23 protein-coding genes are annotated in these 18,365 nt (G+C 67.9%); 14 read left to right on the top strand and 9 right to left on the bottom strand.

From position 1 onward, the window contains the following. Positions 1-749, bottom strand: a 749-nt coding sequence (pheA, locus tag QOD90_RS08360) for a prephenate dehydratase (RefSeq protein WP_526348537.1), incomplete at its 3' end; no start/stop codon positions are given. A 116-nt stretch (positions 750-865) separates the two neighbouring features. Here pheA and QOD90_RS08365 point away from each other — a divergent pair. From QOD90_RS08365 to QOD90_RS08380, 4 genes are all read left to right on the top strand, one after another. Continuing rightward, positions 866-1,681, top strand: a complete 816-nt coding sequence (locus QOD90_RS08365) for a DUF2470 domain-containing protein (RefSeq protein ID WP_526348539.1) — start codon at positions 866-868, stop codon at positions 1,679-1,681. A 42-nt stretch (positions 1,682-1,723) separates the two neighbouring features. Next, positions 1,724-2,497, top strand: a complete 774-nt coding sequence (locus QOD90_RS08370; RefSeq protein WP_526348541.1) for a CPBP family intramembrane glutamic endopeptidase — start codon at positions 1,724-1,726, stop codon at positions 2,495-2,497. 33 nt (positions 2,498-2,530) lie between these two features. After that, a complete protein-coding gene (locus QOD90_RS08375; protein WP_526348543.1) occupies positions 2,531-3,769 on the top strand; it encodes an LCP family protein in 1,239 nt (412 codons plus the stop codon). Positions 3,770-3,907: 138 nt separating this feature from the next. Then, positions 3,908-4,453: a ferritin gene (locus QOD90_RS08380; RefSeq protein WP_526348545.1), complete on the top strand. Its 546-nt coding sequence runs from the start codon at positions 3,908-3,910 to the stop codon at positions 4,451-4,453. On the opposite strand, the gene QOD90_RS08385 is transcribed toward QOD90_RS08380, so the two are convergent. The 4 genes from QOD90_RS08385 to sodN all read right to left on the bottom strand — a co-directional run bounded on the left by QOD90_RS08385 (position 4,450) and on the right by sodN (position 7,786). Next, positions 4,450-5,289 carry a glycerophosphodiester phosphodiesterase gene (locus QOD90_RS08385; protein ID WP_526348547.1) on the bottom strand — a complete coding sequence of 280 codons (840 nt, stop codon included), beginning with the start codon at positions 5,287-5,289 and terminating at the stop codon, positions 4,450-4,452. The genes QOD90_RS08380 and QOD90_RS08385 overlap by 4 nt on opposite strands. Before the next feature lie 4 nt (positions 5,290-5,293). Next, a complete protein-coding gene (locus QOD90_RS08390; protein WP_526348549.1) occupies positions 5,294-6,325 on the bottom strand; it encodes a DUF4328 domain-containing protein in 1,032 nt (343 codons plus the stop codon). A gap of 19 nt (positions 6,326-6,344) precedes the next feature. After that, positions 6,345-6,686, bottom strand: a complete 342-nt coding sequence (locus QOD90_RS08395) for a rhodanese-like domain-containing protein (RefSeq protein ID WP_526348551.1) — start codon at positions 6,684-6,686, stop codon at positions 6,345-6,347. Positions 6,687-7,363: 677 nt separating this feature from the next. Beyond that, positions 7,364-7,786, bottom strand: a complete 423-nt coding sequence (gene sodN / locus QOD90_RS08400; RefSeq protein ID WP_526348553.1) for a superoxide dismutase, Ni — start codon at positions 7,784-7,786, stop codon at positions 7,364-7,366. Positions 7,787-7,808: 22 nt separating this feature from the next. On the opposite strand from sodN, the gene QOD90_RS08405 reads away from it, so the two are divergent. The 3 genes from QOD90_RS08405 to QOD90_RS08415 all read left to right on the top strand — a co-directional run bounded on the left by QOD90_RS08405 (position 7,809) and on the right by QOD90_RS08415 (position 9,728). Beyond that, on the top strand, positions 7,809-8,153 hold the full coding sequence (locus QOD90_RS08405) for a S26 family signal peptidase (protein WP_526348555.1): 345 nt from the start codon (positions 7,809-7,811) through the stop codon (positions 8,151-8,153). A 128-nt stretch (positions 8,154-8,281) separates the two neighbouring features. After that, positions 8,282-8,815: a peptidase gene (locus tag QOD90_RS08410; RefSeq protein ID WP_526348557.1), complete on the top strand. Its 534-nt coding sequence runs from the start codon at positions 8,282-8,284 to the stop codon at positions 8,813-8,815. Between the two features lie 514 nt (positions 8,816-9,329). Continuing rightward, positions 9,330-9,728, top strand: a complete 399-nt coding sequence (locus tag QOD90_RS08415; protein WP_526348559.1) for a transcriptional regulator — start codon at positions 9,330-9,332, stop codon at positions 9,726-9,728. A 59-nt stretch (positions 9,729-9,787) separates the two neighbouring features. On the opposite strand, the gene QOD90_RS08420 is transcribed toward QOD90_RS08415, so the two are convergent. From QOD90_RS08420 to QOD90_RS08430, 3 genes are all read right to left on the bottom strand, one after another. Next, positions 9,788-10,912 (bottom strand): hypothetical protein, encoded by a 1,125-nt coding sequence (locus tag QOD90_RS08420; RefSeq protein WP_526348561.1) that lies wholly within the window; start codon positions 10,910-10,912, stop codon positions 9,788-9,790. Further along, positions 10,909-11,400 (bottom strand): ImmA/IrrE family metallo-endopeptidase, encoded by a 492-nt coding sequence (locus QOD90_RS08425; RefSeq protein ID WP_526348563.1) that lies wholly within the window; start codon positions 11,398-11,400, stop codon positions 10,909-10,911. The genes QOD90_RS08420 and QOD90_RS08425 overlap by 4 nt, the downstream gene beginning before the upstream one ends. A gap of 62 nt (positions 11,401-11,462) precedes the next feature. Next, positions 11,463-12,641: a hypothetical protein gene (locus QOD90_RS08430; RefSeq protein ID WP_526348565.1), complete on the bottom strand. Its 1,179-nt coding sequence runs from the start codon at positions 12,639-12,641 to the stop codon at positions 11,463-11,465. A 229-nt stretch (positions 12,642-12,870) separates the two neighbouring features. Here QOD90_RS08430 and QOD90_RS08435 point away from each other — a divergent pair, with 229 nt between their 5' ends. From QOD90_RS08435 to rraA, 7 genes are all read left to right on the top strand, one after another. Then, positions 12,871-13,527: a DUF6474 family protein gene (locus QOD90_RS08435; RefSeq protein WP_526348567.1), complete on the top strand. Its 657-nt coding sequence runs from the start codon at positions 12,871-12,873 to the stop codon at positions 13,525-13,527. An 8-nt stretch (positions 13,528-13,535) separates the two neighbouring features. Continuing rightward, positions 13,536-14,069 carry a hypothetical protein gene (locus QOD90_RS08440; RefSeq protein WP_526348569.1) on the top strand — a complete coding sequence of 178 codons (534 nt, stop codon included), beginning with the start codon at positions 13,536-13,538 and terminating at the stop codon, positions 14,067-14,069. 37 nt (positions 14,070-14,106) lie between these two features. Continuing rightward, positions 14,107-14,805 carry a YcnI family protein gene (locus QOD90_RS08445; RefSeq protein WP_526348571.1) on the top strand — a complete coding sequence of 233 codons (699 nt, stop codon included), beginning with the start codon at positions 14,107-14,109 and terminating at the stop codon, positions 14,803-14,805. After that, positions 14,805-15,311, top strand: a complete 507-nt coding sequence (locus tag QOD90_RS08450) for a copper resistance CopC family protein (protein ID WP_526348581.1) — start codon at positions 14,805-14,807, stop codon at positions 15,309-15,311. The genes QOD90_RS08445 and QOD90_RS08450 overlap by 1 nt, the downstream gene beginning before the upstream one ends. Continuing rightward, positions 15,308-16,243, top strand: coding sequence for a CopD family protein (locus tag QOD90_RS08455; RefSeq protein ID WP_526348573.1), 936 nt, complete (start codon positions 15,308-15,310; stop codon positions 16,241-16,243). Before QOD90_RS08450 ends, QOD90_RS08455 begins: the two co-directional genes overlap by 4 nt. Before the next feature lie 90 nt (positions 16,244-16,333). Continuing rightward, positions 16,334-16,777 (top strand): hypothetical protein, encoded by a 444-nt coding sequence (locus QOD90_RS08460; RefSeq protein WP_526348575.1) that lies wholly within the window; start codon positions 16,334-16,336, stop codon positions 16,775-16,777. A gap of 37 nt (positions 16,778-16,814) precedes the next feature. Further along, positions 16,815-17,294 carry a ribonuclease E activity regulator RraA gene (gene rraA, locus QOD90_RS08465; protein WP_526348577.1) on the top strand — a complete coding sequence of 160 codons (480 nt, stop codon included), beginning with the start codon at positions 16,815-16,817 and terminating at the stop codon, positions 17,292-17,294. A gap of 13 nt (positions 17,295-17,307) precedes the next feature. Here rraA and QOD90_RS08470 read toward each other — a convergent pair. Further along, the coding region (locus QOD90_RS08470) for a flavin-containing monooxygenase (RefSeq protein WP_526348579.1) at positions 17,308-18,365 on the bottom strand (1,058 nt) is incomplete at its 5' end.

Below are 18,365 nucleotides of genomic sequence, written 5' to 3' on the forward strand. Positions count from 1 at the left end.
AGGAAGAAGACGTAGGTGCCCAATTCGATTCGAGTTGGCCGGGATTCGATGCGGGTGAGGTCGATGTCGCGGATCGCGAACTCGGTCATCGCAGCGACCAGCGCGCCAGGCACGTTGTCCAGTCGCAAGACGACGGACGTGCGGTCGGCGCCGGTGCGGGCCGGCGGCGGTGCCGGTGGGCCGACGAGGACGAATCGGGTCCTGGCGTTCGGCTCGTCGACGACACCGTCGGCCAGCGCGGCGAGCCCAAGGTGCTGGGCGGCGAGAGCCGTGGTGACGCCTGCATCGGCCCGGCCGGCCGCGACGTCGTGAGCGGCGGCCGCATTGGAGCTGGCTGGCACCGGGCGCGCGCCAGGCAGGTGTTCGGCAAGCCACCGCTTCACCTGTGCCAGTGCGACCGGAAAGGCGGCGACGGTCTCGACGCTCGCGGCGGGAGTGCCGGGGCGGACGGCGATGCTGAACGCGACGTCGAGGGTGTGCTCGGCGAAGATCTGCAGCGGGGCACCGGTGGAGAGGCTGTCCATCGTCGGGACCACCGAGCCCTCGATCGAGTTCTCGATTGGCGCGCACGCGTAGTCGGCGGTGCCGGCGCGAACGGCATCAAGCGCACCATCGGCGGTATCGCAGGGCACCGGCTCGACCTGCGCGGCTCCTGCCGCCGCGCCGGGTATCACGCGGGCGCCCGCCATCTGCAACAACGCCGCTTCGGTGAAGGTCCCCTCCGGACCCAGATAGGCGACGCGTGGCACGGCTCAACACTATCGGCTCGACGCTCCGCGGCCGTTGAGGCGCTTCGGGGAACCTTGCGCGATTTGGTGAGGCTAGCCTAAGTTAGGCATACCTCATTCGACGGAAGGCGGACGTAATGAATGGCGACGCGACGGTAGGAACGGCGCTATTGGCACCCACGACGGCCGAGCGGATCCGCAGCGCCTGCGCCCGCGGCGGTGGCGCCATCCTGGCGGTGGAGGGCGTCGAGCCTGCCGCTACGCCGGTGCACCATCTGCTCGATGACGGATCGGTCGCGATCACGGTGCCCGTCGACGGACTGCTGGCCGGCATGGTTCTCGCCTCGGGTGCGGCAGGCATCCAGGCGGTCCTCGAGATGACCGACTACGCGCCCCTTCCACTGCGCGAGCCGGTGCGCTCGCTGGTGTGGATCAGTGGCCGACTCTTCAACGTCGCGGCGTCCGGCGTCGCGGACCTCCTCGACCTGGTCGCCGCGCAGAACCCGAATCCTGCTCTGCTGCAAGTGAATACCGGCAGGACGCAGGCCGCCGGCGGCGATACGCCGTACATCCTGGTGCGGCTCGAGATCGAGTCCGTCGTGGTCGCCGATTCGACTGGCGCCGAGTCCGTCGGGGTCGGCACCCTGCTCGACGCGCAGCCGGACCCCTTCTGCGCGCTGGAGTCCGGCTGGCTGCAGCACCTCGAGTCGGCCCACCGCGAAGTGGTCGACCGACTGGCCAACCGACTCCCGACGCCGCTGCGGCGCGGGCACGTCCGCCCACTCGGCCTCGACCGCTACGGCGTCCAGCTCCGCGTCGAGGCGGAGGACGGCGACCACGACGTGCGGCTGCCGTTCGCCAAGCCGGTCGATGACGTCACCGGGTTGAACCAAGCCATCCGCATGCTGATGGGCTGCCCGTTCCTCAACGGGTTGCGCTCGCGCCGCATCTGATGGGTGACGGAACGGGGGAAGGAAGCGGCTACCGTATCTCCGGTGACGGGGCCGAGCGACGACTTGCTGCCCGACCCCCGCAAACGGGCGATCAGGCTCGAGATCGCCGTCGTCCTCGCCGTCACGTTCGGCCTCTCGGCGTACACGGCCCTCGTCAGCCTGATCGAAGCCGTCCTCCTCGGCCTCTCCGGTCAGAAGGTGGCGCTCAACCGCAAGCTCTCCCCCATCGACCTGATCAACCTGGCGCTCAATCTGGCGTCGGTCTTTCAGCTCGTCGCATGGGGCCTGCTAGGGCTATACCTGTTGTGGCGCAGCGGTTTCGGGCCCAGCCGCATCGGGCTCGGACGATTCCGCTGGCGCTCGGATCTGCTCGGCGGCCTCGGGCTCGCGGCACTCATCGGCATTCCCGGTCTCGGCCTCTACGTCGCGGGGCGGGCACTGGGCATCGGAGTGTCCGTCGTGCCGTCCGAACTCGGCGACACGTGGTGGCGCATCCCCGTCCTGCTGGCGGTGGCCTTCGCCAACGGGTGGGCCGAGGAGATCGTCGTCGTCGCGTTCCTCATGACGCGGCTGCGCCAACTCGGTATCTCGCCCGTCGTCGTGCTGGCGCTGTCCAGCCTGCTGCGGGGTGCCTACCACCTGTATCAGGGCTTCGGCGCCGGCGTCGGAAACCTGGTGATGGGTCTCGTCTTCGGCTATGTGTGGCAACGGACGGGACGTCTGTGGCCGTTGATCGTGGCGCACGGTCTCATCGACGCCGTGGCCTTCGTGGGGTACGCGCTGCTTGCCGGACACCTTGGCTGGCTTGGTCGATGACGGCCGAGCAGGCCGTTTCCGGCACGTACATTCATGCATGTGACCGACAACCGGCCGCCCCACCAGGGGCCCGATCCGCGGCGCTCCCGCCCGCCGCAGGAGGCGTCACAGGTCATCCGGCGCGACCCCAACTACCGGCCATCACCGCCTCCCGTGCGGCCGCCCGATGCCACCCAGCCAATCGCTCCGCCGGCACGCCGGCCACCGCCACCGCCGCCGAGGTACCGACCGCCGCCACCGCCCGTCAATCGAGTTCCGCCGCCTCGCCAGCCACCACCGCGGGCGCCGGCCACCAAGGTCCGCGCGCCGAGACGTAGGCGGCGCTGGGGACGCGTCGTGGTCAGCCTCCTGTTACTCGTCGTGCTGGCACTCGTCGGCACCGGAGTGTGGATCGACACGTCGCTGCACCGCATCCCGGCGCTCGCCGCACTGCCCGACCGCCCGCCCGCTGGCGGCGGCACGACGTGGCTGCTCGTCGGGTCCGACAGCCGTCAGGACCTGACCGAGGAGCAGCAGGCCGAGCTCGCCACCGGCGGCGACCTCGGCGACGGCCGGACCGACACGATCCTGCTGGTGCACGTGCCCGGACTCGGATCGGACGTCCCGACCACCATGGTGTCCATCCCTCGGGACTCCTATCTCCCGATACCCGAGCACGGGGAGGACAAGGTCAATGCCGCGTTCGCCCTGGGTGGCGCACCCCTGCTGGCCCAAACGGTCGAACAGGCGACGGGGCTGCGACTCGACCACTACGCCGAGATCGGCTTCGACGGATTCGCCGTGATGGTCGACGCCGTCGGCGGCGTCACGATGTGCCCGCCGGAGCCGATCAGCGATCCGTTGGCGGGCATCGACCTGCCCGCCGGTTGCCAGGAGTTGGACGGTCGCAGCGCGCTGGGCTACGTCCGCTCCAGGGCCACCCCGCGCGCCGACCTCGACCGGATGACCAACCAGCGGCAGTTCATGGCCACGTTGATGCATCGCGCCGCGAGTCCCGCCGTCCTACTGAACCCGCTGCGGTGGTACCCGATGGCGCATGCGGCATCGGGCGCGGTAACCGTCGATCAGGGCGCGCACGTGTGGGACCTGGCTCGACTTGCCTGGGCACTGCACGGAACCGTCACGACCACGACGGTGCCGATCGGCGAGTTCACCGGCAGCGACTCGGGCTCGGTGGTGGTGTGGGACCACGACGCAGCCACGCGCCTATTTCACGCGTTGGCGACCGACACCGCGGTGCCCCAGGACGTCCTGGATGCGGGCAACAGTTAGGCGAACCTTGCTTTGCCAGGCTTCGCAGCAAACACCGAACGAGTGCCGTAATCGCGGTCACACGGCTTAGGGGAACCTGTCCTTAATTAGTCAGACCTTTGCTGACAGAGTGGTCTGACCTGCACTATCCTTCGTCCCATGACCGACGCAACGACTTCCGACACCAAATTCCACCACCTGCTCCAGGAGCAAATCCGCGTCGAATTCACCGCGTCGCAGCAATACACCGCGATCGCCGTTCACTTCGACTCCGCCGACCTCCCCCAGTTGGCCAAGCACTTCTACGCGCAGGCACTCGACGAGCGCAATCACGCGATGATGCTGGTGCAATATCTGATCGATCGTGACGTCGAGGTTGAGATCACCGGCACCGACGCGGTGCGCAACGCCTTCACCACGCCAACCGAGGCGCTGCGCCTGGCGCTCGAGCAGGAGCGCACCGTCACCGAGCAGATCACCCGCCTCGCCGCCGTCGCGCGCGACGAGGGCGACTACCTCGGCGAGCAGTTCATGCAGTGGTTCCTCAAGGAGCAGGTCGAGGAGGTCGCGCTGATGACCACCCTGGTGCGGGTCAGCGAGCGCGCCGGTGCCGACCTGTTCCACCTCGAGGACTTCGTCGCCCGCGAGATCGGTGCGGCCGGAGCCGACGCGACCGCTCCCAAGGTGGCGGGCGGCAAGCTCTAGTCGCGGTCGGGTTGATCGAGGCCAGCCTCGGTCAACCCGTTCCGCAGCCAGTCCTTGGTGCGGCCCGGATGGTTGGTGGCGACCCATGCCACGCCGACGTCGCGGCAGTAACGCACGTCCTCGTAGTGGTCCACGGTCCAGCAGTACAGGGCCCGACCGTGGGCAGCCGCGCGGTCGACCAGTTCGGGGTGCTCGCGCAGCGTGGCGATCGACGGCCCGACTGCGGTGGCACCGACGGTCGTCGCGGCACTGCCGCCAAGGTAGCGGGACGTCTCGCCGAGCAGCACCGTCGGCAGCATGGGTGCTGCTCGGCGGATCCGCCATACCGCGGCGGCCGAGAACGAGATGACGACCGCGCGGGACAGCGCGGCCGATGCCGGTGCGGCGATGCCGTACCTGTGCAGCAGGGCGAGCACCTTGCTCTCCACCAGCGCGCCGTAGCGCACCGGATGCTTGGTCTCGATGAAGATCTTGACGGGCCGGTTCCAGTCGAGCACCAGCGAGACCAGATCGTCGAGGGTGAGCAGACCCGTGTCGCCGTGGCCGCCGTTCGCTCGCCGACTCGAATGCCAAGCGCCGTAATCGAATTCACGCAACTCGGCGAGCGTCATATCGCTGACGAGGCCGGTGCCCGTCGACGTCCGGTCGATCCGCCGGTCGTGCACGCACACCAGCTGGCCGTCGCGGGTTAGCCGCACATCGCACTCGACACCGTCGGCGCCCTCGCGCAGCGCGAGTTCGTAGGCGGCGATCGTGTGTTCGGGGCGGGCTGCCGATGCGCCCCGGTGCGCCACCACGAATGGGTGACCGCCGAGTGCTCCGTCGGCCGAAGTCATGGACCTATGCTGCCGGTTCGTCCCGGTCCGACTCAACCCGAGGCGCGGATTCTGACTCGGCGTCCTGCGGCGACGGCTTCTCGTCGGCGTTGACCAAGACCCATCGTTTGACCGGACGATCGACGGCTTGATGTTCGAAACCGCGATACATCCTCAGCGTCAGCAGCAGCGCCGCCAACGCCGCCAGGTAGGCGATGATGATGGCCACCGTGTTGTTGGCGATGCCCTGGGCGTCGCGCGTGAAGCTCGTCGAGAACGAGAACACCGACACGCAGAAGCTCACCAACCATGCGCACCACCACACGACGATGGGGGCACGCAACCACGCCAGGCGTCCTTCGGCCCTGGCCAGTTCGATGACGAAGACCGGCGCCCAGAAGAGGTTGACGAACGGCAGCAGACAACCAAGCCACAGCTGCCACACCGGCCGCGGATCCGGCATCTCGTGACGCTCATAGGTGACCGCACGTCGGGCGATCAGCCAGTTGGTCAGCACCACGGTGGTCGCGATCACGGCGAAGAACGCCACCACGCTGGCCGCCACCCCCGCCCACGTCGCGATCCCGGCGACGATCGGGTTGAGCAAGGTCGAGCGGTTGTAGAGCAGCAGCGCGTAGTTGGCGATGTGAATCACGACCGCGAAGGCCAGCGCGATCATGGTGACCAGCAGCGTGACCCGCACCATGCGCGTCGACGCCCTCGGCGGTTCGACGTGCGTCGGCGGGGCCTGATCGAAGTGGTCCTGCAGCCCCCAGCGCGGAATGACCGAGTACCTGGGCGTCGGCCCCAGTGGGCGCGGGATCCGCCGGGGCGGCGGCGCCGCCCCGGGCCGTACCGCGATCCAGCGGTAGCCCGACGGCAGGCGTTGCGGCGGGCCCGCAGCGCCCGGCTGGGCGACGTTGGATGGCCGGGCCGCCCACTGAGGTTCTGGCTCTGCCGACGGTGCGAGCAGCGAGCCCTGACAGCGGGGGCACCAAGCGCGCTGACGGTCGCGGACGTTCCATCGCGTGCCGCACCGTGAACAGACCTGGATCACGTCGTCAGCCTACGGTCCGTCAGACGGTGCCCGCAGAGCCGTCGTCGGTGACGACGGCGCGTCCTGCCCCTGCCCACGCCAGCATGCCCCCCGCCACGTTGATCGGCTCGTAGCCGTTGCGGGCGAGGTACTGCGCCACCCGCTGCGATCGGCCGCCCGCGTGACACACGACGAACAGCGCCGCATCGGTGTCGATCTCCGCCATGCGGGCGGGCACGTCGCCCATCGGGATGTGCAGCGCGCCCTCGGCGTGGCCGCGCTGCCACTCGTCGTCCTCGCGGACGTCGAGCAGCACGGCGGACTGGTCGAACGTCACGGGAACATCGGCGATCTGGGCCTCTTGGACCTGGTCGTCACTCACTGCGTTGCCACCTCATCGGTCATCGGTCCTCCCGTCGACGCGCGGTCGACGGAAGCTGGTTTCAATGCTGGCACGACGGCCCCAGCAATCGGACGCCTATCCACAGTTTGCACAGGTTCATCCACAGGCGCGTAGCAGCGGAAAACCCTCTGAACCGGCGAATCTGTTCGTTCCCTGGATTTGTCTGGGGATAACGCTGTGTCCTCGACGGCAAGTGATCAACAGGTTTTGCGGCGGCGAGCAAAAACGACGCCTAGCTAACCATGTGGTCGGCCGCGGGCCCTCCCGGCGCTGGCTCGGCTGGCCGGGTGGCGCCGATTTTCTAGTGAATCGTTCCAAGCGCTATGATCGCGATCACAACTTATGGTTGTGATCGATCTCACTGGGGGATTAACGTTGATCGCGCAGGTCAGGAGCTGTTGATGGCATCGCATCCGCTGGGGCACGGAACAGTACCGCCGTCTGAATGGCACACCTCCGCTCACGTCTATACCCATAGTCACTTGATGGCCTGCCTGCGTGCGGGGCTGATCGCACTCGCACTGCTCGGCATCCTTGCCCTCATCGTCCTGACCTAAATCCGTCCTGACCTAAATCCGTCGAGCCGTCGGCGCCAACGACGAAGGCCGGCTCAGCACTGATGCGCCGAACCGGCCTCCGCCGAAGAACTGTCCTGATCAGGCGGGTGGATACACGCCCATGTCCTTGGCCTTCTCGGTCTGCCAGAAGATGTCGGAGATCTCGTCGATCGTCTTCAGCAACTTCTCGGCGACGGCGACATCGGTCGACTTCTTCACGTCACCGGCCCCGTGTACTCCGTCCCAGAACAGCTGGTGCAGGTTCGGGAACTGTGCGAAGTGGTCCTTGGTGAAGAAGTCGGCCCACAACACCATCAGGTGATGCTTGACCTCTTCGGCGCGCTGCTCCTTGATGATGATGGCGCGAGTCTTGAAGTGGTCGTCGTCCGAGTCGTGAAACTTCTTGAGCGTCTTGAGGCAAGAGAGCGCCTCGATCTTGGCCTGAGCCGGATCGTAGACACCGCAGTACAGGTCGCAGTGAGCGTGGGCGGGAGTTGCGTTGGGCAAGAGTCGAGGAAGCATGTTGCCAACTTACCCTTTAGGCATGAGCGTCAACCAGGTACCGCGGGGCTGGCCGCTCCGCGTATTCCGAGTCGACGGAGAGTCGATGCGCCCCACTCTTAGCCCTGGCGAATGGCTACTGGGTTTTCGCGACGGCGGCGAGCCGCGTCGTGACCAGATCCGGGTGTTCCGCGATCCGACGAAGTCGACCCGATGGCTCGTCAAGCGGGTCGGCGACGTGCAGCCCTCGTCCCACGGCACGATCTTCGAGGCGCGTTCGGACAATCCGCGTGCGCGTTACGCGTCGGACTCGCACGACTTCGGACCGGTCAGGGCGGCGGGTTCCTACCGCGTGGTGTGGACGATCTCGGGTTTGCGTCAACACTGACGCACCTGCGTGACGGTTGTATTACTGGCACTCGTGTCCTCTTGTGTGCCAAGCCCTGCCTGCCGCATTCTGTCGGGATCGACCCGTAGCCGTGTCGGGCGGCAAAAGCACCCCGATCGGAGGCGAGGATGGACACCGGATCCCACGGAGCCATTGAAGTCGCACCCTTCCACTCTGGTGGATCGCTCAAGGGTTTCGTGGTCTCGGGCCGCTGGCCCGATTCGACCAAGGAGTGGGCACAGCTATTGATGGTCGCGGTACGGGTGGCTTCGCTGCCCGGATTGCTGTCGACGACGACGATCTTCGGCGTCCGTGAGGAATTGCCCGACGAGCCAGCACCCGGCACGGTCGGCCTGGTCATGGCCGAAGGAACCGTCGTCGGCGAATCGGCGATTCCGCCGGGCTACTTCGCGCTTCGGCAGCCGCCCGCTTTGTTGATGCTGCACCCGCCATCGGAGACGATGCCGTCACTTCCCGAATGCGCGGGCGCAGCCTCGGGATGCGTGCTGCTTCCCGGGCTGCCGCACTTGGGCCTCGACCACCGTGCGGCGTGGGTGGAGGCCGAGTCCGACGGCACGATCACCTCGATGGTCAGTCGGGTGGGGGTCGACCCGATCACTCATCCAGACACGGCCGTCCTGGCGATGCTGCTCGCGGCTTAGCGGTCTTTCTCGCGGTTGCGCACGTCGGTCATGGCGCCGCCGTGCGCGATTCGTCGCCGAATCCCGCCGAACCCACCACTGGCTACTGTCAGTCGAACGGCCGACAGCGCACATCCTGCGCGCGCAGTCCACGGATTGACGTGGCGAAAGCGGGCTTCGGCAGCTACCGACCCGCGGGATGGTCCCGTTTTCGAGCAAATGCCCGATGTCGTCGCCCTTGACCGGTCGGCAGATTGCCCGCGGCCACCCGAGGGCTCCGCTACGCACACAGCGCCAGCGCTCATGATCACGGCAAAACTACCCGAGCGTCAGTATTTGCTTGGCTGCGCTGCAGCTTGGCGACTTCCGAGCTGGCGATAACCGCTGCTAGACGTCATGTTGGTGGGTAGTAACGTGGCGAGTTGAAGACTTTTCGGTGGTTTGCACTTGGCTGTTAGCGGAACTCTCGCTACGATGATCAGCAAATACGCCGCAAAGGATGACCCCCCCGTCACGCCGAGTAGAGGACACACCGATGAGCATGACTTTTTCCGCCAGGCTGAACCGCCTGTTCGACACCGTTTACCCCCCGGGACGCGGCCCCCACACCTCGGCCGAAGTCATCGCGGCACTCAAGGCGGAGGGCGTCACCATGTCGGCGCCGTACCTGTCGCAGTTGCGTTCAGGCAACCGGACCAATCCTTCGGTCGTCACCATGGCCGCCCTTGCCAACTTCTTCCGCATCAAGCCGGCGTACTTCACCGACGATGAGTACTACGAGAAGCTGGACAAGGAACTGACCTGGCTGGCCAGCATGCGCGACGAGGGCATCCGCCGTATTGCGGCGCGCACCGTCGGACTGTCGCCGGAAGCGCAGCAGGACCTGGTGCAGAAGGCCGACGAGCTCCGTCGCCAAGAACACCTGGACGATTAGCTCCTTCGGCCAAGAGCCGACTGCAGCGCCGCGTCCCGCGAATCGACATCTCGATTCGGTCAGGACGCGGCAACGCTGACATTGTTTTCGAGCGTCCGATACTGATCGGCGATCGCGAGGATCCACTCACGGTCGGAATACGACGGCGGCTGGCGTAGCCAATGGGGCCCAGGGAATTTGCCGTGGGCCGCATCCCGGTTAATACCGCGACCGGCATTGATCCACTCGGCGATGCGCAGCGACTGTTCCTCCGGTGGCACGCTGGGCGGGTCCTGGGGGACCGTTCGGTGGGATTCCGCGGCGTCATCGCCGCCGAGAGCGCGGGTTGCCTCCAGATACAACGCATCGGAGATCAGTGACATCTGCTCGGCGACGCGAAACAGCAGCGGTCCGCGCGGGCGTACGCCGATCCCGACGTTGGGGTGCCGTCGACTGAGTTCCCCGAGCAGCGGCTGGATGACCCGCAGTTCACGCCGCGCGCCGAACCAGTCCTCCACGCTGGGCAACAGCGATCCGCTGGCCACCACCAGCATTGCGCAACCCAGCAGAGTCGCCGCGGTACCGACACCGATGAACCCTGTATTGCCGACCGCTCTGAGCAGGAAGAACGCGCTTGCCAGCACGATCAGCACGACGCCGGTGGTGAAGACGAACAGCGCGCGGCCGCGGCGGGTCCGATTCGAGTGCCGCACCCCGGCCCACACGACCAGCGTCAACGCGAGCATGACATAAAGCAGCGGCAGCAGCCATGACACGTTCGTCCCTGGCACGCCGAGGTTGCGTCGCAAGTACTCCTCGGGCGTCATCTCCGGCTGCTGGGGTGAGATGAAGAACGCGACCAACGTCCAGGCCGCGATGAGCGCGGCCACGCCGTACTGAATCACCGCGATGCGCCGGATCGTCGCGGGTTTGCGCTCGGAGGCCGCCGACGTGATCATCACGCAGCTGCCCGCAGCGCACGAGATGAGCGCGACCTGGCTCATGACCGTCGAGACGTTGGGCCACCGCACCAGCGTGTCGATCAACAACGTCAGCGGCTGCCAGTTGAGCGCGGCCACCAGCCCGAGGCTGCCGAGCGCAAGGATCATCGCCGCGCTGACGAGAGACTGCTTGTTGACGAGTGCCCAGCCGATTCGAAGGCCAGTTGCCAGTCCGAGGAGACCGGCGATCACCCAGATGATCAACCAAACGCCTCTCCGAGCCGCACCTGCACGATGGACGCGCGATCGGACGGCAATCGACCCAGTCGATAGATCAGCAGGGCGGCGAAGTCCTCGGCCTCCTGCTCGAGGTCCTCACCACTTGGACCCATGCAGCCGGTCCGCTGGTTGAGCATGTAGCCGATGAGATCGGAGCTGGCGAATTCGGTCCTGTCCCTTGCCGCCTCCACCACGGAGATGCCTTCGTGGCCGAGGACCAGGTGACCGAGTTCGTGGGCGAGGGTTCGGTCACCCGCGGGCAGACCCTGCTGGATCAGGAAGACGTCGCGGTCGACGTACTGTCGCCACTGGCCGCACACTCCTGACGGAAGATCCGCCATCTTGAGCTCGATGGGTCTACCGCGGTCCTCCGCTACGGATTGCACGAGACGTGCGAGCGATACTTCGCCGCGCCGTGGTGCGAGATCGAGGACCTCACTGACGGCGCGCGTGACACGACGGCTGGCTGGCATTCAAACCCCCTCTAGATGACTCCACTATCCCTGTCCTACCCCGCTCAAACCGATGAAATCGCTCAACCCATGAAGCGTGCCGTGCCAGTGGCCCTGACGGCATGGCCCGCTCGGGCCTGCCGATAACCGACCAAGCCACCAACACCGGCGAGCGCGATGATGCCGGTGACACCAGGCACGGCGACCGCAGCCATCTGTCCGACTCCGGCGGTGCGTAGGTAGTCGCCGTAGCCAGCCCGGTACGACGCAGGCACTGCGCCGTTGCTCGCGCCGTAGGCGGGCGGATTCTGCTCTGCGGGTTTCGGCGGTGGATTCTTCTGCTGTGGGCCGCCCGAATTGCGCGGCGCCGACGGGGTTCCCGGTCGCGGCGCGATGCCAGGGCCACCCGCTCCGCCTGCTCCTCCGCCGCCGCCGGCCCCAACGCCGCCCGCACCGAGCGGTGGCACGATGACCGGAAGTGTCAGCGGCGCGAAGGGCAATTCCGCTGCGGCCGTTGCCAATCCGGTAATGACGTCAACCACCGGGTCGACGGGGATGACCGGGAGCGCCGGCGCCACCACCCTCGGTAGGGCGGGGACGGGAAGCTGCATCAGCGGCGGTGGCTTCGGAATGCCGATGCCGATCGGCGGCTTGCCGATGCTGATACCGCCACCACCGCCAGTTTCGGGTGCGGGGCCGCCCGGCGGCTGACCCGGATCCGGCGGGGTCGGCCAGCACCACGGCCAATGCCAGCCCTGATGTTCGTCGGGATCCTCTTTTGGCGGCGGGGCCTCGGCGGTGGTCTTAGTGCTGCCCGCACCCGTCGGCGCTGCCGCCTGAGTCGTGGTCTCGGTAGTCGTCTCGGCGGGTTGGGTGGTGGGCGCGGTAGGTTCGCCGGTCGCGGGAGGATTCGTTTGCGGTGAGGCCAGCCCGACGGACAAAGATTGTTTGCTGGACGGCTGAGCGCTCGGGGTGGCGTCGACGGCGGTAACCGGTCGGCCGCCGCGGCCGTCACCCACTTCGGACGTGGGCTTCGGCGCGGTCACGGTCGGCGTCGCAGCCGGAGTGGCCGCGATGGCCGCTCCCTCCACCAACGTCGGCGCAGCGGTGGCTCCGCCCGTCGGGTTGACCTGCGGGTCGCCGGTTTCCCCGCCCTGGCCGGCCTCGGGGCTGGCAAATGCCATCGCGGCACCAGCACCGCCCACGAACAGCCCGGACGCCACCACCCAAGCTGCCGCGGCGATGCGCATTCGCGTAGCCACGTGCACACACCTCTCACGACGCCGGATGGGCGCCCCAGCAGCACCAACGGTAGGCACCGCCGATCCGTCACAATTCTTGCACAATCGGGGCTGACTGTTTGCTGGAGAACCGGAAGCGGCACCTTTCGCCGGGCCGGAACGGGACGGCGGGGCCACCAGCATTAGTGTTGGCTCCACCAGTGCAGCCACGATCACCAGATCGCGACGAGATGACCGGGAGGCAGCCGGGATGGGCTTGTTCACACGGCGGAAGAGCCGGGCGACTCGGCGTGCCGAAGCCAAGGCCATCAAGGCCAAGGCGAAACTGGAGGCGAAACTCGCCGCGAGGAACGAAGCTCGCCGCATCAAGGCCGACGGCAAGCGCCAATCGAAGGCGATCAAGGCGGGCCTGAAAGCGCAGAAGGACAGCGACAGGGCCGCCATCAAGGTTGCTGAGACGCAGCTCAAGGCCGCGCGCGAAGGGAAGCTGTTCTCGCCTTCGCGCATTCGCCGGACGCTGACGATCTCGCGGTTGTTGGCCCCCATCGTCGTACCGATCGCGTATCGCGTCGCCATTGCCGCCCGCGGCTACGTCGACGAACGCCGCGCCGACCGGTTGGGCGTTCCGCTCAGTCAGATCGGCCAGTTCTCCGGAACGGGCGGAGCGTTGTCCGCCAGGATCGTCGGCGCGGAGCAGACCCTGGCCAAGGTCGCGGCGAAGAAGCCGAAGGACGCCGAGACCAAGCAGTTCGTCGCTGCCGTGACCGAACGGCTTCGTGACCTGTCCGCCGCCGTGACGGCCGCGGAGAACATGCCAACCCCTCGGCGCAAGGCTGCGCACGCCGCGATCGGCGAACAGCTCGATGGAGTCGACGCCGACCTCATGGCGCGTCTTGGAGTGGTCTGATCAAGGCCATGCCAGTCGGCCCGATCGCACCCGCAGCACTGCTGCGCGGGGCGGCGACCGGTGCGCTGACGGCGGCTCTGTCGGTGGCGGCACACGGGTCGGCCGGCGGAGGTCTGCCATCGGGGTCCACCGCAGCCCTGCTTGCACTGCTGTCGCTGACCGCCGGAGCGCTCGTCGCAACGATGCGCGCCGTCGCAGACGTCAAGATGCTGATTGGGGTGCTCGCGGTCGGGCAGCTGCTTGGCCATGTCCTGCTGAGCGCCGCGGGGCATTCCGAGCACGTCACCGCGACAGCACCGGTGGGCCTGATGATCGGCTCGCATGTGGCGGCGACCGCGGTCGGTGCCGTGCTCATCGCCATGGGTGGCCGGCTGTGTGCCGCAGTGTCCCGGGTGCTTCTGGCCGCCGCCCGCTCGACACGTCTGCCCGTCGCCCCGATGTCGGCGATCGCCGTCCGCAGCACGGATCAACCCCTCCAGTCCGCGCGTCTTCTCGCAGCCTCGTTGTCCCATCGCGGTCCGCCGGTCGGCTTCGCCAACTGACCAGACGACCAGACGACCGAGAAGGCACCCACCAAACATGAAACCCGTACCCCGGGCGTACTCGCGCGCCCTCATCACGACCGCCGTCACCGGCGCCGCCATGTCAATCGCCCTCCTGTCGGGCGCGGCACCGGCGTGGGCGCACGTCCACGTCGACGCCGAAGGCGCGACTCCCGGCAGCACCTCGATACTGACCTTCCGGGTACCGGGAGAGTCCGAAAAGGGTGCTGTGACAACCCAGTTCAGCGTCACGCTGCCCAATGTGGCCTCGGCCCGCACCGAAGTCATGCCGGGGTGGACGGCGAAACTGGACCGTGACGCCGCCGCGGGAACCGTCCGAGCGGTGACCTGGACGGCAGCCCCCTCGGTCGGCATCTCCTCCGACCAGTTCGCCCTGTTCAACGTCTCGGTGACGCTGCCCAACCAGCCCTCGGTCACGCTGCCTGCCACCCAGACGTATTCGGACGGCACCGTCGTGCGGTGGGATCAACCGCCCCTGCCGAACGGTGACGAGCCCGAGCACCCCGCACCAATGCTGAACCTGACCGGCGCGCCGGGTGAAGCGACGGAGGACCACCAGCCGTCTGCCGCGGTGCCGACGGCCGTCGCAGTCGCCGAGCCACCCGTCGCGGCGGCGGCTCGACCCGACAACACGGCGCGCTGGCTGGCAGGCGGCGCACTGGTTCTCGCCGCCGTCGGAGCCGTCGCGGCGGTCACGGGACGCCGCCGGGCATGATCCGTAGGTTCGCGGCCACTGCCCTGGTCGGTGCGGTCCTTTCGGTTCTCGCAGTGGCGGGCGCCGGAATCGCGTCTGCCCATGCCATCCGGGTCGCAGCCGATCCCACCCCGGACAGTTCGGTCGGTGCAGGCCCGGCGCGCGCCACTGCGACGTTCAACGAACAGTTGCAGACCGACTTCGCGGCCATGACCGTCGTCGGTCCCGACGGCAACCTGTGGTCGACGGGGCCTGCGGAGATCAAGGGCGCGATCGCCAGCGTCGCGTTGTTGCCGCTGGGTCCGACGGGGACGTACACCGTCAACTACCGCGTCACTTCGGCCGACGGCCACGTGGTGAACGGGGCGTGGTCGTTCGACCTGACCGTGGCGGGAACCGGTGCGCCGGGCCCCAAGGTCGCCCAAGGCGCAGATGAGGCGGATGGCGTGCCGGTGTGGCCGTTCGTGGTGCTGGCCGCGGTGATCGTTGCCGCGGGGGCGCTGATGGCGGTGCGGCGGCGCGGATGAACCGACTCCGCGCGGCGACCCTCGGCGCCCTCTGCGTCGGGGTCGCCGCCGGAGTGGCGTGGGGTCTGGCCTACCCGCAGAACTCGGTGGCGCTCAGCGTGGTTCGGGCAGTCTCCGACATCGCCGCGGTAATCGCGCTCGGTCTGGTCGTCGTTCCCGCGTTCGACGTCGAGCGCTACCGCGGCGAGCTGGCCGGTCGCGCGGCGCGCCCGTTGATCGTGGTGTCGGCGGTGTGGGCGATCGCCGAACTCGTTCGACTGTTCGTCGGTGCCGCCGAGGCGGCGGGTTCGTCGGCTGGACGGGTCGGTGTGCGCACGGCCGTCGTGTTCGCCGTCGACACCGCGCCGGGCCGGGCGGGGCTGGTCTGTTTGGCGGCGGCCGTGGTGGTCTGCGCCGTCGCCGTGACCGCACCGGGAAATGGCGCTCCGACGTCGACCGCGGGTGTGCTCGCCATCGGCGCGGCTGCCATCGGCGTGGCTGGCCGCAGCCTCGTCGGCCACTTGTCGGAGAGCCCGCTGGGCGGCGTGGCGGTGACGGTGCACGCGTTGGCCGCAGCGTTGTGGTGCGGCTCGCTTGCCGCGCTGGTGCTGACGGTGACTCACCGCGGGCAGTGGGCAAGGGTTCTGCCCCGCTTCTCGCAGGTGTCGCTCGGGTGCGTGGTCGTGCTCCTGGTGTTTGGGCTGGCGGGCGCGGTCGTGACCCTGAACTCCCCGACAGACCTCTACGGCACCGGTTACGGCCGCGTGTTGGCGGCGAAGATCGTCGTGACGGTGGTCCTCGTCGTGCTGGCCGCGCGCAATCGGGCGGGCTGGCTACCCGCCGCGCGGTCGCACCGGGCCACCATCAGCGTGTCGCGCCTGCGGTCCCGGGTCGAGTTGGCGATCATGGCGGTCGCCCTGACCTTGGCGGCCGCGCTGGCGGTCACGGGCTAGCGGAAAAGGCGAACTGGCATGATGGGAACGACTGCCGTACCCCTACCGCACGCCGAATCTTGCATCCGAAACTGCAAAGGAGCAGCCAACATGGCCGACGAGCAGGATCGACCGGGCGACCCGCCCCACGATCAGTCGCCGGGCGCGGGTACCGACCCCGCTTCACCGCAGCCGGCCAAGAAGGCTCCCGCGAAGGCCGCGAAGAAGGCACCCGCCAAGAAGGCCCCGGCAAAGAAGGCGCCCGCCAAGAAGGCCGCGCCGCCCGCGAAGAAGGCCCCCGCCAAGAAGGCGGCACCGCCCCCACCCGTGGCCGCCGTTCCGTCGCCGTCGCCGGCCACCAACGGCGATCGCTCACCGACCTCTGCCGCGAAGGAGACTGCCGCACAGGCGAAGTCGACCATCGCGAGCGCACCGACGCCCATTCCGCTGCCGGGGCCGGAGCCGTCTCGGCTGCCACTGGCTGCCGCCGTCGCAGCAGGCGTGCTGGCCATCCTGGTGGTGTTGCTGGTGCGGCGCGGCTCCGACGAGGACTGACCATTCGGGCGCGACCCGCCGTCGCTAGCATCGGGTGGTGACCATCGAACCGCGCGCCACCGCCGACCTCGTCGACGACATCTACCCGGACGTCCGAAGCTGCGATCTGCAACTGCAGAATTATGGCGCCAAGACGATGTTCGCGGGACCCATCACCACGGTCCGCTGCTTCCAGGACAACGCCCTGCTGAAGTCCATGCTTTCTGAACCGGGAAACGGCGGCGTGCTGGTGATCGACGGGGAGGGCTCGCTGCACACGGCGCTGGTGGGCGACATCATCGCCGGGCTGGCGGTCGTGAACGGCTGGGCGGGACTGATCGTGCACGGCGCGGTGCGGGACGCTGCCGCGTTGCGCACGATGGACATCGGAATCAAGGCGCTCGGCACCAACCCGCGCAAGGGCACCAAAACCGGCGAAGGCCACCGCGACGTTGCGGTGACCTTCGGCGGCGTGACGTTTACTCCCGGCGAGATCGCGTACTGCGACGACGACGGGATCGTGGTCGTCGCGGGTTAGCCCGCCGAGCGGGTTAGACCGCTACGGCTGCACGGTGTTTGGTGAAGTGCAGGGCGTCGTCGTCCACCTTGCCCTGGCGAATCATCCTGACGTCGAGGAAGTAGTTCTGCTTGAGCTTCCATGGTGCCTTCGAGCCGGCCTTGGGCAGGCTGTCGAGGGCCCGCAGCACGTAGCCCGGGGTGAAGTCCATCAGCGGGCGCTCGTCGACGGACTCACCAGGGTGCTCGGGCACGACGGTGTCGAAACCGTTGGCGTCCATGTAGTTCAAGATGCGACACACGTATTCGGAGACCAGGTCGGCCTTCAGCGTCCACGACGCGTTGGTGTACCCGATGGTGAAGGCCATGTTCGGCATGCCCGACAGCATCATGCCCTTGTAGGACATGGACTGGGTAAGGTCGACGTCCTCGCCGTTGCGACGGATGGCCGCACCGCCGAACAGCCGGAGGTTGAGACCCGTTGCCGTGACGATGATGTCGGCATCGAGGACCTCGCCGGAGTTCAGCTTGATGCCCTCGGGGACGAACGTGTCGATGGTGTCGGTCACGACGTCGGCGTTGCCCTTGCGGATGGTCTTGAACAGGTCGCCGTTGGGGGCGAGGCAGAGTCGCTCGTCCCACGGGTTGTAGCGCGGGCCGAAGTGCTTCTCGACGTCGTAGCCCTCGGGGAGCCTGCGCTGGGCCATGGTGAGCAGCGTCTTGCGCATGTACTTCGGGAACTTGCGGGCCAGCTGGTACTGGGCGGTGCTGAAGAGGATGGCCTTCCAGCGGTTGACCACGTGAGCGGCGTTGGCGGGCAACAGTTTGTTGACGCGTACGGCGATCGGGTCGACGTCGGGCAGGGCGCCGATGTAGGACGGTGAGCGCTGCAGCATCGTCACGTGCCCGGCGCCGCTGTTGATCAGGGCGGGAATCAGGGTGATCGCGGTGGCGCCACTGCCGATGACCACGATCTTCTTGCCCGTGTAGTCGAGGTCCTCGGGCCAGTGCTGCGGGTGAACGATGGTGCCCGCGAAGTCCTCGGCGCCCGGGAAGGTCGGCGAGTAACCCTGGTCGTAGTTGTAGTAGCCGG

The sequence above is a fragment of the Mycobacterium sp. genome (assembly GCF_032161845.1).
GTDB lineage: Bacteria > Actinomycetota > Actinomycetes > Mycobacteriales > Mycobacteriaceae > Mycobacterium.